This is a genomic window from Salinigranum halophilum (assembly GCF_007004735.1).
Lineage (GTDB): Archaea > Halobacteriota > Halobacteria > Halobacteriales > Haloferacaceae > Salinigranum > Salinigranum halophilum.
Window position 1 is genome coordinate 811,364 of the sequence record NZ_ML660182.1, and the last position, 13,752, is coordinate 825,115.

The 13,752-nt window shown below is 67.4% G+C and carries 12 protein-coding genes; 4 read left to right on the top strand and 8 right to left on the bottom strand.

Annotation, left to right across the window (positions count from 1 at the left end; translation table 11 throughout):
* Positions 1-94 precede the first annotated feature (94 nt).
* From glpA to E6N53_RS04235, 3 genes are read left to right on the top strand one after another with little or no spacing between them, the layout of a single operon-like run.
* Positions 95-1,828 (top strand): anaerobic glycerol-3-phosphate dehydrogenase subunit GlpA, encoded by a 1,734-nt coding sequence (gene glpA / locus E6N53_RS04225; protein WP_142857115.1) that lies wholly within the window; start codon positions 95-97, stop codon positions 1,826-1,828.
* Positions 1,818-3,083 carry a glycerol-3-phosphate dehydrogenase subunit GlpB gene (gene glpB / locus E6N53_RS04230; RefSeq protein ID WP_142857117.1) on the top strand — a complete coding sequence of 422 codons (1,266 nt, stop codon included), beginning with the start codon at positions 1,818-1,820 and terminating at the stop codon, positions 3,081-3,083. Before glpA ends, glpB begins: the two co-directional genes overlap by 11 nt.
* Positions 3,080-4,375: an anaerobic glycerol-3-phosphate dehydrogenase subunit C gene (locus tag E6N53_RS04235; protein ID WP_142857119.1), complete on the top strand. Its 1,296-nt coding sequence runs from the start codon at positions 3,080-3,082 to the stop codon at positions 4,373-4,375. Before glpB ends, E6N53_RS04235 begins: the two co-directional genes overlap by 4 nt.
* Before the next feature lie 48 nt (positions 4,376-4,423).
* Here the strand turns inward: E6N53_RS04235 and E6N53_RS04240 are convergent, their stop codons facing one another.
* Complete coding sequence (locus E6N53_RS04240; protein WP_142857121.1) at positions 4,424-4,666, bottom strand: HalOD1 output domain-containing protein; 243 nt, start codon at positions 4,664-4,666, stop codon at positions 4,424-4,426.
* Positions 4,667-4,751: 85 nt separating this feature from the next.
* On the bottom strand, positions 4,752-5,993 hold the full coding sequence (locus E6N53_RS04245) for an FAD-dependent oxidoreductase (protein ID WP_142857123.1): 1,242 nt from the start codon (positions 5,991-5,993) through the stop codon (positions 4,752-4,754).
* A gap of 117 nt (positions 5,994-6,110) precedes the next feature.
* Between E6N53_RS04245 and ptsH1 the strand changes: the two genes are divergently transcribed.
* A complete protein-coding gene (ptsH1, locus tag E6N53_RS04250; protein ID WP_142857125.1) occupies positions 6,111-6,377 on the top strand; it encodes a phosphocarrier protein HPr in 267 nt (88 codons plus the stop codon).
* 11 nt (positions 6,378-6,388) lie between these two features.
* Here the strand turns inward: ptsH1 and dhaM are convergent, their stop codons facing one another.
* From dhaM to E6N53_RS04280, 6 genes are all read right to left on the bottom strand, one after another.
* A complete protein-coding gene (gene dhaM / locus E6N53_RS04255) occupies positions 6,389-6,775 on the bottom strand; it encodes a dihydroxyacetone kinase phosphoryl donor subunit DhaM (RefSeq protein WP_142857127.1) in 387 nt (128 codons plus the stop codon).
* Positions 6,776-7,480: a dihydroxyacetone kinase subunit DhaL gene (gene dhaL, locus E6N53_RS04260; protein ID WP_136589187.1), complete on the bottom strand. Its 705-nt coding sequence runs from the start codon at positions 7,478-7,480 to the stop codon at positions 6,776-6,778.
* 48 nt (positions 7,481-7,528) lie between these two features.
* Complete coding sequence (gene dhaK, locus E6N53_RS04265; protein WP_142857129.1) at positions 7,529-8,530, bottom strand: dihydroxyacetone kinase subunit DhaK; 1,002 nt, start codon at positions 8,528-8,530, stop codon at positions 7,529-7,531.
* A gap of 98 nt (positions 8,531-8,628) precedes the next feature.
* Entirely contained in the window at positions 8,629-11,790 is a 3,162-nt protein-coding gene (gene ileS, locus E6N53_RS04270) for an isoleucine--tRNA ligase (protein ID WP_142857131.1), read from the bottom strand.
* Positions 11,791-11,846: 56 nt separating this feature from the next.
* Positions 11,847-12,170, bottom strand: a complete 324-nt coding sequence (locus tag E6N53_RS04275; RefSeq protein WP_136589190.1) for a helix-turn-helix domain-containing protein — start codon at positions 12,168-12,170, stop codon at positions 11,847-11,849.
* Between the two features lie 7 nt (positions 12,171-12,177).
* The gene (locus tag E6N53_RS04280) at positions 12,178-13,635 is read right to left on the bottom strand and encodes a DUF4397 domain-containing protein (protein ID WP_142857133.1); all 1,458 of its coding nucleotides are present in this window, start codon (positions 13,633-13,635) and stop codon (positions 12,178-12,180) included.
* Positions 13,636-13,752 lie beyond the last annotated feature (117 nt).

Below are 13,752 nucleotides of genomic sequence, written 5' to 3' on the forward strand. Positions count from 1 at the left end.
ACGCAACGCGGGGCGTGATAACACCAGACATATCTAGCGAGTGCCGAGGAGAGGTAAAGTAAAGTGGATAGGGTCCACAGCGTTACAAAGATTAATGACAGACACACCAGAGATCCTGGTCATCGGCGGGGGATCGACCGGGACAGGAATCGCGCGGGACCTGGCGATGCGTGGGATGGACGTCACGCTCGTCGAGCAGGGGAACCTGACACACGGGACGACGGGCCGGATGCACGGCCTGCTCCACAGCGGCGGCCGGTACGCGGTCACGGACCAGCCGAGCGCCAAGGAGTGTATCGAGGAGAACCGGGTGCTGCGGGAGATCGCGAGCCACACCGTCGAGATGACCGGTGGGCTGTTCGTCAAGCGACCCGAGGACACCGAGGAGTACTTCGAGAAGAAGCTGAAAGGCTGCAAGGAGTGTGGCATTCCGACAGAGGTCCTCTCGAACGCGGAGGCCCGACAGCTAGAGCCGTACCTCGCGAAGGACATCGACAAGGCGATTCGCGTCCCGGACGGGGCCATCGACCCGTTCCGACTCTGCGTCGCCAACGCCGCCTCGGCCGAGCAACACGGTGCGCGCATCGAGACCCACTCGAAGGTCGTCGACGTGCTCATCGAGGCGGGTGAAGTCGTCGGCGTCGAGGTCGAACACACCTCCGGCGAGGGCAAGCGCGTCCACGGGCGGAGCGGCGGACGCGAGAAGATCTACGCCGACTACGTGGTGAACGCGACGGGCGCGTGGGCCGGGCGCGTGGGCGACATGGCCGGCGTCGACATCGAGGTCCGTCCCTCGAAGGGCGTGATGACCATCATGAACGTCCGACAGGTCGACACGGTCATCAACCGGTGTCAACCAAAGGGGAACGCCGACATCATCGTGCCACACGAGACGACGGCCATCCTGGGAACGACCGACGAGGAGGTCGAAGACCCCGAGGACTACCCCGAAGAGCAGTGGGAGGTCGACATGATGATCTCCGAGTTGTCGAAGCTGGTCCCCATGCTGCAGGAGGCGCGGACTATCCGCTCCTTCTGGGGCGTCCGACCCCTCTACGAACCGCCGGGGACGGGCACGACGGACCCGACCGACATCACGCGCGATTTCTTCTTACTCGACCACGCCGCCCGCGACGACCTGCCCGGCATGACGAGCATCGTCGGCGGGAAGTTCACCACCTTCCGGATGATGGCCGAGAAGATTTCCGACCACGTCTGTGCGAAGTTCGGCGACACGACCGAGTGCCGGACCGCCGACGTGCCGCTGCCGGGGAGCGAGGACTTCTCCGTTCTGCGGGACTACATGGACGAGTTCGGCCTCCGGTCGCCCATCGGTCGGCGGTCGGTCCAGCGACTCGGCTCTCGCGCCGACGAGGTGTTGAAGACGAACGAGCCGAACCCCACCGTCTGTGAGTGCGAGGGAGTCACCCGCGCCGAGGTGCGCGACGCCATCTCGTCGGCCGGGTCGGACCTCAACGCCGTCCGGCTTCGGACCCGGGCGTCGATGGGGAACTGTCAAGGGGCCTTCTGCTGTCACCGGATGGCGAACGAACTCGCCATGGAGTACCCCGAGCCGGTCGCCCGCGAGGCGCTCGACGAACTCTACCAGGAGCGCTGGAAGGGCGAGCGACACGCGATGTGGGGCGAACAGCTCTCGCAGGCGATGCTGAAGCATCTCCTGCACGCGACGACGATGAACCGCGACCGCGACCCCGTCCGCGTCGGGAGTGACGTCGACTTCGGCGCGTTCGACGGCGGCCCGGCTGTCGGCGACGACGCGGGGGCGAAGCGGGCGGCCGCCGACGGAGGACGGCGGGATGGCGATTGAGGAGGACGTCATCGTCGTCGGGGGCGGCGTCGCCGGGACCGTCGCCGCGCTCTCCGCTGCGGAGACGGGCGCGAGCGTCCGGCTCATCACCCACAAGAAGAGCACGCTCCGACACGCGAGCGGCCTCATCGACGTCCTCGGGTACACGCCCGACGCCGACGGCCCCCTCGCCGACCCCTTCGAGGGGCTCGACAGCCTCCCGGAGGAACACCCCTACCGTGTCGTCGGCGAAGACGCCATCCGCGAGGGACTGGCCACCTTCGACGACATCGTCGGTGACGAGTACCACGGCGAACACACGGACGCGAACGCGCTCGTCCCCACGCACGGCGGCGCGGTGAAACCCACGGCACGGTATCCGAAGGCGGCGGCGGCCGGCGTCGCCTCGGACGACCGCGACATGCTCCTCGTGGGGTTCGCGTCGATGACCGACTTCGAGGCGTCGCTGGCGGCCGACCATCTCGACGCCGCCGGCGTCCCGTTCGAGGCGAGAGGCGTGACCATCGAGTTCCCGAAGCGCTTCCGGGCGGACGCGAAGGTGACTCGCTTCGCGAAGGCGCTCGACACCGACGAGGACGTCGGCGGGCGCGGCACCCGCGAAGCGCTCGCCGCGGCCGTCGAGCCGCATCTGGACGGCGCAGCGCGCGTCGGCTTCCCGTCGCTCCTCGGCGACGACCACCGACACGAGGTACGTGCCGACCTCGAGGCGTATCTGGGCGCGGAGGTGTTCGAGGTCCCGATGGGCCCGCCCTCCCTGCCCGGACTCCGTCTGGAGGACCTCCTCTTCGACGCGCTCGACGAGGCCGGGGTCGGTATCTCGTCGGGCAACAAGGCGGTCGGCTACGAGACGGACGACGGCGAGGTGTCGGCCGTCATCGTCGACCGGAAGGGCCGCGAGATTCCGTACCACGCCGACGCGTTCGTCCTCGCGACGGGCGGCCTCGTCGGCAAGGGCATCGACTCCTCGCGCGAGGGCGTGCGCGAACCGCTGTTCGACTGTTACATCCCCCACCCGGACGACCGCTACGACTGGTTCGTCGAAGACGCCTTCGGCGACCACCCGTTCACCTCGTTCGGCGTCGTCCCCGACGACCGGCTTCGACCCACGCGGGCGGACGGTCACGCAGAGTTCGAGAACCTCTTCGCCGCCGGCGGTGTCGTCGGTGGCGCGAACGTCGCGGCCGAGAAGTCGGCCAGCGGCGTCTCGCTCGCGACCGGTGTCGTCGCGGGCCGCGCGGCAGGTGACTCCATATGAGTGACGCACAATCTCCCACAGATTTCGACTTCGAGCCCGTCGACGACTTCGAGCCCGTCGACGTGTTCGACGACAGTATGGACCTCCGCCCCGGCGCGGACAACTGCTACAAGTGTACGGCGTGCGATACGTCGTGCCCGGTCGCCGAGGTCGACGACGAGTTCCCGGGGCCGAAGTTCCAAGGACCCGAACAGTGGCGGCTCAAGCGCAAGGAAGACGTCGAAATCGACGACTCCATCCTGTCCTGTTCGAACTGTATGCGGTGTGACAACGCCTGTCCCTCCAGCGTCCCGCTCTCGCAGATGCACAACGAGGCCCGCGGGGAGTACGTGGAGAACCAGATGGACCACCGCTCCCGGGAGTACATCCGGAACCGCATCCTCGCGAACTACCGCACGCTCGCCGAACTCGGGAGCAAGGTCCCCCGCATCACGAACGCCGTGATGGGGAACTCGCTCGTCCAGAAGCTCAACGAGAAGCTGCTCGGCATCACCGCCGAACGGGAGTTCCCCGAGTTCGCGACCCAGACCTTCCGCGAGTGGTGGCGCGAGCGCGGCGGCGCGCAGGTCTCCTCGGAGGAGAAGCGCATCGCGTACTTCCACGGCTGTTACTCGAACTACAACACGCCCGAGGTCGGCAAGGCCCTCGTGCGCGTGTTCGAGGAGTTCGGCTACGAGATCGCGGTCCCCCGCCAGCGCTGTTCGGGGACGCCGATGTTCGCGAACGGGATGTTGGACGACGCCGAGCGCGCGGCGAACGTCAACGTCCCCGAGTTCAAAGACCTCATCGACGAGGGGTACGACGTCATCGCCTCCTGTACCTCCTGTTCGATGTCGCTCAAACAGGAGTACCCCGAACTGTTCCAGATCTCGGGCATCGACGAGGTGTCGAACCACACCTACGAGGCGCTGGAGTACCTCCGTATCTACGAGGACGTCCAGGGGGCACTCGAGGGCAAGAGCGTCGACTATCCCGACCTCGCGTACCACGCGCCGTGTCACGCCCGCAACCAGGGACTCGACCGACAGGCGGTGGAGCTGTTCAGAGAGGTCGACGGCTTCGAGATCGAGGACGTCGGCTCCTCCTGTTCGGGCATCTCGGGTACCTACGGCTGGAAGGCCGAGAAGTACGAGAAGTCGATGAAAATCGGCGAGGACATGTTCGACCACATGCACCACGCCAAGGGTAGCGTCGGGATGACGGAGTGTCCCACCTGCTCGATGCAGATGGAACACGGGAGCGGCTACGAGATCCGCCACCCGCTCCAGTTGCTCGAAGAAGCGGTCGCCTGAACGACCTCGCCCTCCAACGGTTCTCGCTGTCGCCTCGCCACCCACCAGCTAGCTCGTCGGTACCGCCGAGACGCTGACCTCCCCGTCGGCGTCGACGGCGACCACGAACCCGTCCAGTGTCCACTCGACGCGCAGGTCGGCCGAACTGTTGGTGAACAGGTCGTCGATGGCTTCGAGGTCGACGACCTCCGAGAGCGGTTCCAGGTCGTCGAAGTCGACACCCTTCGCCACGGCGACCGCCCGCACCACGCGAACACTCGGCCGGTCGGTGCGCGTTTCGGTGATTGTCACATGTGCGCGATTGTCACGGGTGACCGTAAATCCGCGTCAGACCTCTGGCTGACGGACACGCCTCGTGTCGCGGCGGCAGCGCGGCTCAGTCGTCGGCCACCACGTCCTCGTCCGTCGGCGACCGCGCGTCGTACGCGGAGACGAACTCGTTCAGTTCGGCGGGGTCACTCGCGCCCGGAAGGACCGCCTCGGCGGTCCGGCAGGGTTCGTCGACGCCGAGGCGGTCGGCGACGAGGTCGGCCGTCTCCTCGGCCATCAGCCGGTAGGAGGTCAGCTTCCCGCCGACGACGCTCACGAAGTTCTCCACGCCCTCGTCGGCGTGGTCGAGGACGAAGAACCCACGCGAGATGCCGCGGTTCGCTCCCGAGCCACCGCTCTGGCTCCCGCGGGCGTCCTCGTCGGGCGCGTAGAGCGGGCGAACCCCCCACCAGGTACGAATCGTTTCCGCGTCGCGAACGGGGGGTAACATGTCGCCACACTCTTCGAACATCTTGTCGACTTCCGCCTGCGCTTTGGGGTAGTCGTCGGGGTCGTCGACGACGTTGCTGGTCGTCCCGAGCACCACCTGGTCGTCGTGTGGGATGATGATGTCGCCGTCGGCGGGGTCCCGACAGCGGTTGAGCACGGGGCCGAGGTCGGCGTAGTCGACGGAGACCATCACGCCGCTCGTGGGTCGCATCTCGACCACGACGCCCGCTTTCTCGGCGACCTGCCCGGCCCACGCGCCCGTCGCGTTCACCACGTACGTCGCGTCGACGTCGGCCGCACCGCCGAGTCGAGCCCCCGTGATGCGCCCCTCGTCGAGGGCGAACGACTCGAGCGGCGCGTCGCGGAGGACGGTCCCCCCGTGCCGCTCGACGTCGGCCGCGTTGGCCGCGACGAGTCGCGACGGATAGACGACCGCGTCGGGGACGACCATCGCCCGCTCGACCGCCGCGGCGAGTCCCGGGACCCGCGCGCGTGCCTCGTCACCCGAGATGACCTCGGCGTCGATGCCGTACTCGCGACAGGCGGCGAGTTTCGTGTCGAAGTAGTCGGGGTCGTCCTCCTCGAGTTGGACGAAGAGCCCGCCGGTGTCACCGATACAGTGGCCGGCGACCTCTCTGAGTATCTCGTTCTCCGCGATGCACTCACGAGCGCCGACCTCGTCGGCCTCGGCGTACCGAGCACCGCTGTGGAGCAGGCCGTGTGACCGCCCCGTGGTGCCCGACGAGAGGCCACCGCGGTCGGCCAGCGTTACGTCGACCCCACGCAGGGCGAGGTCACGCGCGATACCGGCACCCGTCGCCCCACCACCAACCACCAGGACGTCCGTTCGGTGTGTCATCAAACGTCATTGGACTGGGAAGACTTGACTCTTCTCCCGGTGCTCCGCGGGTGTCGCGGTCGAGGGTGTGACGACGCACATCGAAGCGGCTAACACCGCTCGTCCGCAGACACGGGTATGGAACGACTCGTCACCGTCGTCCCCGAAGCGGGCCTGCACGCCCGCCCGGCGTCGAAGTTCGTCGAGACCGCGAACGAGTACGACTGCGACATCCAGATCGGCCCCGAGGACGGCGACCTCGTCAACGCCCGGAGCATGCTCGGCGTGACGGGCCTCGGCGTGAAGTCCGGTGAGAGAGTCCGACTCGTCGCAGACGGCGACGACAGCGAGGCCGCACTCGACGCCTTGGAGGACGTCCTCTCGACCGAAGAGGTCGAAGGATAGTTCAGTTCGGTTCAGTTCAGTTTTCGGTACTCACGGGCCTCTTCGGCCGCCGCAACCACCGAATCGAGCGTCGCCTTCTCGCTCGTCGCCTCCACGGCGGCGTTGACAGCCGCTTCGAGGACGGGTGCGTCCGCGATGCGTACCTCGCTTCCCTCACGCATCTCGACAGCGAGTTCGGCGTTCATCACGGCGCTTCCGAGGTCGACCAGGAGGACGACGCCGTCGCCGTCGTCGGCCGCTTCGATGGCTTCGCTGATTCTGTCTACAGAGGTCCCGAGGCCGCCGTCGTTGTCTCCACCAGCGGGTTCGATGCTCGCACCGGTCGCCATCTGTGCCGCCACCTCACAGATACCCTCGGCAGCCTTCGCCGAGTGCGAGACGACGACGAGGCCGACCATCTACGACTCCTCCTCGCCGTCGTCGGGTACCGTCGGCGAGGTGGCGTCTCTGTCGACCTCACCGTCGAGGTACTCACTCGCGGTCGCTAACAGTTCCTCGAGGATGAACAGCGTGGAGGTCGCCCCGGGGTCCTGGTGACCGACGGAGCGCCAGCCCAGATAGGAGGCGCGCCCCTTCGTCGCCCGGAGGGGGACGGTGTACGCCACTCCGCGCTCGGCGGCGTCGACGGCCTTCGCGAGCGCCTCCAGCGGCGGGAGGCCGTCCTCCTCGATGGACTTCTTGTACGTGTGGACGGCGGGCGTGACCACGTCGACCATCGTCTTCTGCCCCAGCTGGGCCCCCCCGCGGTCCTGGAGCTTCTCGAGGTAGGCCTCGGCGAAGGCGACGCTCGTCTCCGCGGTGATGCCCGCTTCGAGTTCCTGGCTCGCGGTCATGATGGAGCCGCCGTAGAGCGGACCGGCCGCACCACCGACCTCGCTCACGATGGCCATGCCGACCGCCTTGACGATGTCGGCCGGCTCGCCGTCCATCCCCTCGGTCTTCTCGAGGACCTTCTGGAAGCCGCGGTTCATGTTCGCCCCGTGGTCGGCGTCGCCGATGGCCGAGTCGAGGTCCGTGAGGTAGGTCTTCTCGTCGGCGAGTCGCTCGGCGATGTTCTCGAGTGCCGCGTGCAGCGCCGCCACCTGGACGTCCGTATCTGCCATGCCACCGAATCAGCCGGAAAGAAAATAAGGATACGGGCAGCGGCGACCCTACTCTCGGACGGTCATCGCCGGCGTGTCGCAGGGAGCGCCGATGAGCTCCTTCAACTCGTCGTCGACGGCACACACCGTAATCGAGCAGCCCATCATGTCGAGCGACGTCATGTAGTCGCCGACCCACGCGTCCCACGTCTCCAGGCCGTGGTCGTCGAGGAGTTCCTGGAGTTTGCGGTTGACGATGAACAGTTCCGACTGCGGTGTCCCACCCATCCCGTTGACGATGGTGATGACCTCCTGGCCCTCGTCGAGGTCGAGGTCTTCGAGCACGTGTTCGGTGAGGTGTTCGGTGACCTCGTCGGCGCTCATCACGTCCGTCCGCTCCGTCCCCGGTTCGCCGTGGATGCCGATACCGAGTTCGATCTCGTCTTCGCCGAGGTCGAACGTCGGCTCACCCTTCTCGGGGGTGACACAGGAGGTGAGCGCCATCCCCATCGTTCCGACGTTGTCGATGACCTTCTCGGCGACTTCCTGCACCTCCTCGAGGCTGCCGCCCTGAGCGGCCTTCGCGCCGGCGGCTTTGTGGACGAGGATGGTCCCACAGACGCCGCGTCGACCCGAGGTGTACAGCGAGTCCTCGACGGCGACGTCGTCGTTCACGACGACCTGTGCGACGTCGACGCCCTCCATCTCCGCCAGTTCGGCGGCGGTGTCGAAGTTCATCACGTCGCCCTCGTAGTTCTTCACCACACAGAGGACGCCCTCGCCGCCGTCACACGCCTGAATCATCTCCTGGAGCTGGTCGGCCGTCGGGGATGTGAACACCTCGCCCGCGGCGGCACCGTCGAGCATCCCCTCGCCGAGGTAGCCCGCGTGTGTCGGCTCGTGGCCCGAGCCACCGCCGGAGACGATTCCCACCTTGCCGTCGACGGGGGCGTCCTCCCGGACGAGGACCTCGATGTCGTCGAGCCGTCGTACCTGGTCGGGGTACGCCGCGACCATCCCATCGAGCATCTCGTCGACAACGTCCGCCGGTTCGTTGATGAGTTTCTTCATGTTGCGTGCTACCAGACGGAGAACGGGGTGAAAAGTGTTTGTCGTGAACGATGAGGAACGACGAGCGTTTCGCCCGACGACGGGCGGTCGCGACCCGCTCAGGCGGCCGGTTCGGCCGCCTCGATGCGGTCGATACCGATGGTCACCGAGACGCCCTCGACGTCCCACTCCTCGACGAGGTCCATCTTCTCGGTGTCCTCGACGAACGCCTCGGTCCGTGTCTCCTCGGCGATGAGGTCGCGGTGGCGGTCGACGAGGTCGGAGATGCGGTCGTCGGCGACCTCGACTGCCGTGTGAATCTCCTCGTCGACGGCCAGGTCGAGCCGCTTTCGCATCTCCTGAATCCGCCGGACGACGTCGCGGGCGTAGCCCTCGGCCTCGATCTCCTCGGTCAGGCTGGTGTCGACGTACACCGTCCCGGAGTCGAAGTCGGCACCGGAGACGTGTGCTGGCGGCTCGGCGCGCCACTCGACCATCTCGTCGGTGAGTTCGTACTCGTCACCGTCGACCATCACCGACAGGGTGTCGCCGGCGAGTTCGTCCCGGGTCGCCCCCTCGACGGCACTCATGAGCTTCTGGGCGTCGGCACCGAACTCGGGGCCGATGACGCCCATCTGCGGCTCGGCGTACTCGACGAGTTCGTCGAACGTCTCGACCACCTCGACCGCACGGGCGTTGACCCGCTCCAAGAGGAGGGCAGAGAGCGACTCGACCGCCCCCCGCACGTGCTCGTCGTCGGACGCGACGACGACGCGCGGGACGGGCCACCGGAGCTTCCGCCCACCCTGCTGTCGGGCGTTCGCCGCCGCCTCCTCGACCGTCCGCAGGACGGCCATCTCCTCTTCTAACGTGGGCTGGTGGAGCGACTCGTCGACCTCGGGAGCCGACAGCGCGTGGACCGACGTGGCTTCCCCATCGAGCAACTGGTACATCCGCTCGGTGATGTACGGCGTGAAGGGCGCGAGGAGCCGGACGGCCTCGTCGAGCACGACCGAAAGCGTCGCGTACGCGCCGCGTTTCGAGTCCGAATCCTCGTCCTCCCACATCCGCTCGCGGATGGCCTTCACGTAAAAGCGCGAGACGTCGGCCGTGACGAAGTCCACGACCGCGTTGAGCGCGTCGTGGACGCGGTACTCGGACCAGGCGTCGTCGACCTCACGCTTCACCGACTGGAGGCGCGAGAGCACCCACTCGTCGACGACGGTGAGTTCGCCGTCCGAGAGGTCGGCGTCGGCGGGGTCGTAGTCGTCGAGTTCCATGTACGACAGCGGGAAGCGGAAGACGTTCCAGAAGATGTTGAGCTTCGACTGGGTCTCGCCCATCCCGTCCCACTCGAACGCGAGGTCCTCGCCGTGCTGGTTGTGCGAGAGCAGGTAGGCCCGAAGCGGGTCGCGACCGAACCGGTCGATGGCCTCCTCGGGTGTGACGATGTTCCCCAGCGACTTGGACATCTTTCGCCCGTCGCTGTCGTTGGCGAAGCCGTGCATCAGCACCTGCTTGTACGGCACCTCGCCGACCGAGGCGGTGCCCATCCCCAACTGCGACCAGAACCACCCGCGCGTCTGGTCGTGCGCCTCGATGATGAGGTCGGCGGGCCACAGTTCGTCGAACGCCTGGGTCGAGGAGGGGTAGCCGAGTGTCCCCCACGTCGCCACCGACGAGTCGATCCAGACGTCGAACACGTCGGGGACGCGCTCGTAGGTGGTGCCGTCCTCGGTGATGGTCAGTGGGTCCACCGAGGGACGGTGGAGGTCGATGTCGTCGGGGTCGATGTCCTGGTCGACCCGTTCTGCCAGTTCCTCGCGCGTGCCGACGACGAGGATGTCCTCGGTGGAGTACTCCTCTCCTCGTGGAACCCAGATGGGGAGGGGAATCCCCCAGTAGCGCTGGCGGGAGACGTTCCAGTCGGGCGCGTCCGCGACGAAGTTCCGGAAGCGGTTGTCGCGGGCCCAGTCGGGGAACCACTCCGAATCCTCGATGTTGTCCAGCAGTTGCTCCTTGACGTCGGTGACCGTGATGAACCACTGGTCGGTCGCGAGGAAGATGATGTCCGTATCGCACCGCCAACACTGGCCGTAGCGGTGGTGGTGGGTCCCCGAGTGGAGGAGTTTCCCCCCGGAATCGAGGTCGGCCACGATGTCGTCGTTGGCGTCGCGGACGAACGTCCCCGCGTAGTCGCCTGCGGCCGCGGCGAACGTCCCGTCGCCGTTGACGGGCGAGAAGATTCCGAGTCCGAGTTCCTGCCCGCGCTCGAAGTCCTCCTGCCCGTGCCCGGGTGCGGAGTGCACTAATCCAGTCCGGTCGGCCTCGACGTACTCCGCGGTGTACACCTGCCCGGCCCCCTCGAAGCTGGCGTGGTCCGGTACCTCCTCGGCGAGGGGGTGGTCGTACGTCCAGCCGACCATCTCCTCGCCCGAGACCTCCTCGAGGACCTCGTAGTCGGTGTAGCGGCCCTTCTTCAGCACCTCCTCAACGCAGGGTTCGGCGAGGTAGAGCACCTCGCTCTCGCCGTCTTTCTCGGCGCGGACCGCCTGATACGTCATCTCGGCGTCGACGGCGACGAAGGTGTTCGCGGGGATGGTCCACGGCGTTGTCGTCCAGATGACGAGGTTCCCCTCTCGCTCTCGGAGGGGGAACTTCACGTAAATCGAGGGCGACTCGATTTCGTGGTACTCGACCTCGTTGTCGGCGATGGCCGTCTCACACCGGGGACACTGGTTGATGGCGCGCTTGCCCCGCTCGACGAGACCGTTGTCGTGGACGTTCGAGAACGCCCACCACGCGGCCTCCATGTACTCCGGTGAGATGGTCTTGTACGGGTCGTCCCAGTCCATCCACGCCCCGATGGACTGGAAGTCCTCGTCCATGTTTTCCCGATTCCGCTCGGCGAAGGCCTTGCACTCCTCGATGAACGCCTCCATCCCGTACTCTTCGATGTCCTTCTTCGATTCGAAGCCGAGTTCCTCCTCGACTTTCACCTCGATGGGCAGGCCGTGCATGTCGTAGCCCGGCCGGTCCGTCACCCGGAACCCCTCCATCCGCTTGCGGCGGATGACCGCGTCTTTCAACGTTTTGTTCCACGCCGTCCCGAGGTGCATCTGTCCCGAGGTGTACGGCGGCCCGTCGACGAAGAAGAAGGCCGGGTCGTCGGCGTGTGCCTCCTTCGTCGCCTCGTATGCGTCGTGGTCGTCCCAGTACGTCTCTACCGCGGATTCGACGTCCGCGGGCGCGTACTGGTCGGAGACCTCGTCTGCGTCCATACTCGTTCCTACCCGTGGACGTATATCAAAACGGTGGTGTTCTCACGCCGCGGCGCTCAGGCCGCGTCGGTGAGTTCCTCCACGACGTCCCAGTGTCGTCGCACTCGCGACGTCGGGACGTACACCGCTCCGTAGTTGCTCCCCCCACGACTCACCGCGTCCGCCTCCGCGAGCACCGAGAGGTGGTGCCGGACGGTCTTGTAGTCGAGGCCGAGCGCCTCGGCCAACCGGTTGGCGTTCCGCGGTCGCTCGGCGAGCGCGTGGAGGATGCGACGGCGGTTGCGTCCGCCACGCGCGCCGCCGAGCACGTCGCGGAGCGCCGTCTCCGCCTGGTCCTGCCGCGAGGTGACGCGGACGGCCTGTGTCCGGTGTGGTGCCATGGGTCCCTCAGTTGTCGGTGACGACGGCGAGATCGAACCCGGCGTCGGCGGGTTCGTCGTCCGGCGAGAGGTACCCCTGGGCGAACGCGGTGTACGCCGTCCCGCCCTCGACGGTGACGTCGAACGTCGCGGCCACGTCGCCGTCGTTCGACTCGGTGTCGCCGCGGACTTCGAGCGTGTACGAGCCGGCCGGGACTTCGACCGTCGCGGTCTGGCCGAACGCCGCGCCGTCGACGAGCACGTCGCCCGAGGACTGCACGGTGACGTCGACGGCTGGCGCGTCGGGCGACGCGTGGACCAGCCGGACCCGGGCCGTGTCGTCGGCGGGTGTCGAGGTGTCGTCGGTCAGCAGTTGGACCGCGAAGCCGTTCTCCGCCTCGCTGTCGAGTTCGCCGAGCGCGGCGGCCGTGTAGGCGCCTGGTTCGAGGTCGAGCGACTGGTCGAAGACCACCGTGTCGGAGTCACCCGCAGCCTGGACCGTCACCTGATACGACCCCGCCGAGAGCGAGAGGTAGTCGCTGACCGCGCCGAAGGGTACGTCTTCGAGGACGGCCGAGCCGTCGACGAGGACGTCGACGTTCGGCGCGTCCGGCGAGAGGTGCGCCACCCGGAGCGAGACGCCGTCGCTCATGTCACCCATGTCGTCGCCGTCAGCCGCTTCGACGATGCCGCCGCCGCCCGCACCGGCGTCGACAGTCGCGATGGGTTGGAACGGCGTACTCGCGGGTTCGTCGTCCGGCGAGAGGTAGCCCGCCGCGAAGATGGTGTAGACGGTGCCGCCGACCAGTTCGGCGTCGAACGTGGCGACCGCGTCGCCGTCGTTCGACTCGGTGTCGCCGCGGACGTTGATGGTGTAGGTGTTCGCCGGCACCTCGACGTAGCCCGACCCCTGGTAGGAGACGCCGTCGAACAGCGCGTTCCCGCCGGCGGTGACGTCGACGGCTGGCGCGTCCGGCGACGCGTGGACGACGCGGACCTTCGCGGTGTCGTCGTCCGGGACGGTGTTGTCGTCCGAGAGGACGAGTGGCTCGAACGTCTCCTCGGCCAGTTCGCCGACAGCGGCGACGGTGAACGCGCCCTCGGTGACGTCGAGGTCACCCTCGAACGCGACGGTCGACGGGTCGCCAGCCGCCGCGATGGTCACGGTCCGGGTGCCGACGGGGACCTCGAGATAGCCGCTAACCGCACCGAACGGGACGTCCTCCAGGACGACGCTGCCGTCGACGGAGACGTCGACGTTCGGCGCGTCCGGCGAGAGGTGCGCCACCCGGAGCATCGCCATCTCGGGTGCCGGTGTCGGCGTCTCGGTCGCCGTCTCCATCTCGGTCGGCATCGGTGTCGCCGTCGCCGTCTCGGTCGATTCCTCGCCGGAGCCCCCCTGGTTCGACGAGCACCCGGCCAACCCACCGATGATCGCGACGCCCCCGAGCGTGCGAAGCACGTCTCTGCGTGACTTGTCTGTCATGTCCTCATCCGCGACGGAGGACGTTGTAATAAAGAGAGTTTTCCCAAATTCAACCCACCTCCGACCACCATTGGAACGCGCCAGGGCCTGTGACGTGTCAGGGGGCGGGTCCTCGTC

Coding starts and splice junctions, on each gene's coding strand:
- glpA (WP_142857115.1), top strand. CDS start 95: ATGACAGACACACCAGAGATCCTGGTCATCGGCGGGGGATCGACCGGG.
- glpB (WP_142857117.1), top strand. CDS start 1,818: ATGGCGATTGAGGAGGACGTCATCGTCGTCGGGGGCGGCGTCGCCGGG.
- E6N53_RS04235 (WP_142857119.1), top strand. CDS start 3,080: ATGAGTGACGCACAATCTCCCACAGATTTCGACTTCGAGCCCGTCGAC.
- E6N53_RS04245 (WP_142857123.1), bottom strand. CDS start 5,993: ATGACACACCGAACGGACGTCCTGGTGGTTGGTGGTGGGGCGACGGGT.
- ptsH1 (WP_142857125.1), top strand. CDS start 6,111: ATGGAACGACTCGTCACCGTCGTCCCCGAAGCGGGCCTGCACGCCCGC.
- dhaM (WP_142857127.1), bottom strand. CDS start 6,775: ATGGTCGGCCTCGTCGTCGTCTCGCACTCGGCGAAGGCTGCCGAGGGT.
- dhaL (WP_136589187.1), bottom strand. CDS start 7,480: ATGGCAGATACGGACGTCCAGGTGGCGGCGCTGCACGCGGCACTCGAG.
- dhaK (WP_142857129.1), bottom strand. CDS start 8,530: ATGAAGAAACTCATCAACGAACCGGCGGACGTTGTCGACGAGATGCTC.
- ileS (WP_142857131.1), bottom strand. CDS start 11,790: ATGGACGCAGACGAGGTCTCCGACCAGTACGCGCCCGCGGACGTCGAA.
- E6N53_RS04275 (WP_136589190.1), bottom strand. CDS start 12,170: ATGGCACCACACCGGACACAGGCCGTCCGCGTCACCTCGCGGCAGGAC.
- E6N53_RS04280 (WP_142857133.1), bottom strand. CDS start 13,635: ATGACAGACAAGTCACGCAGAGACGTGCTTCGCACGCTCGGGGGCGTC.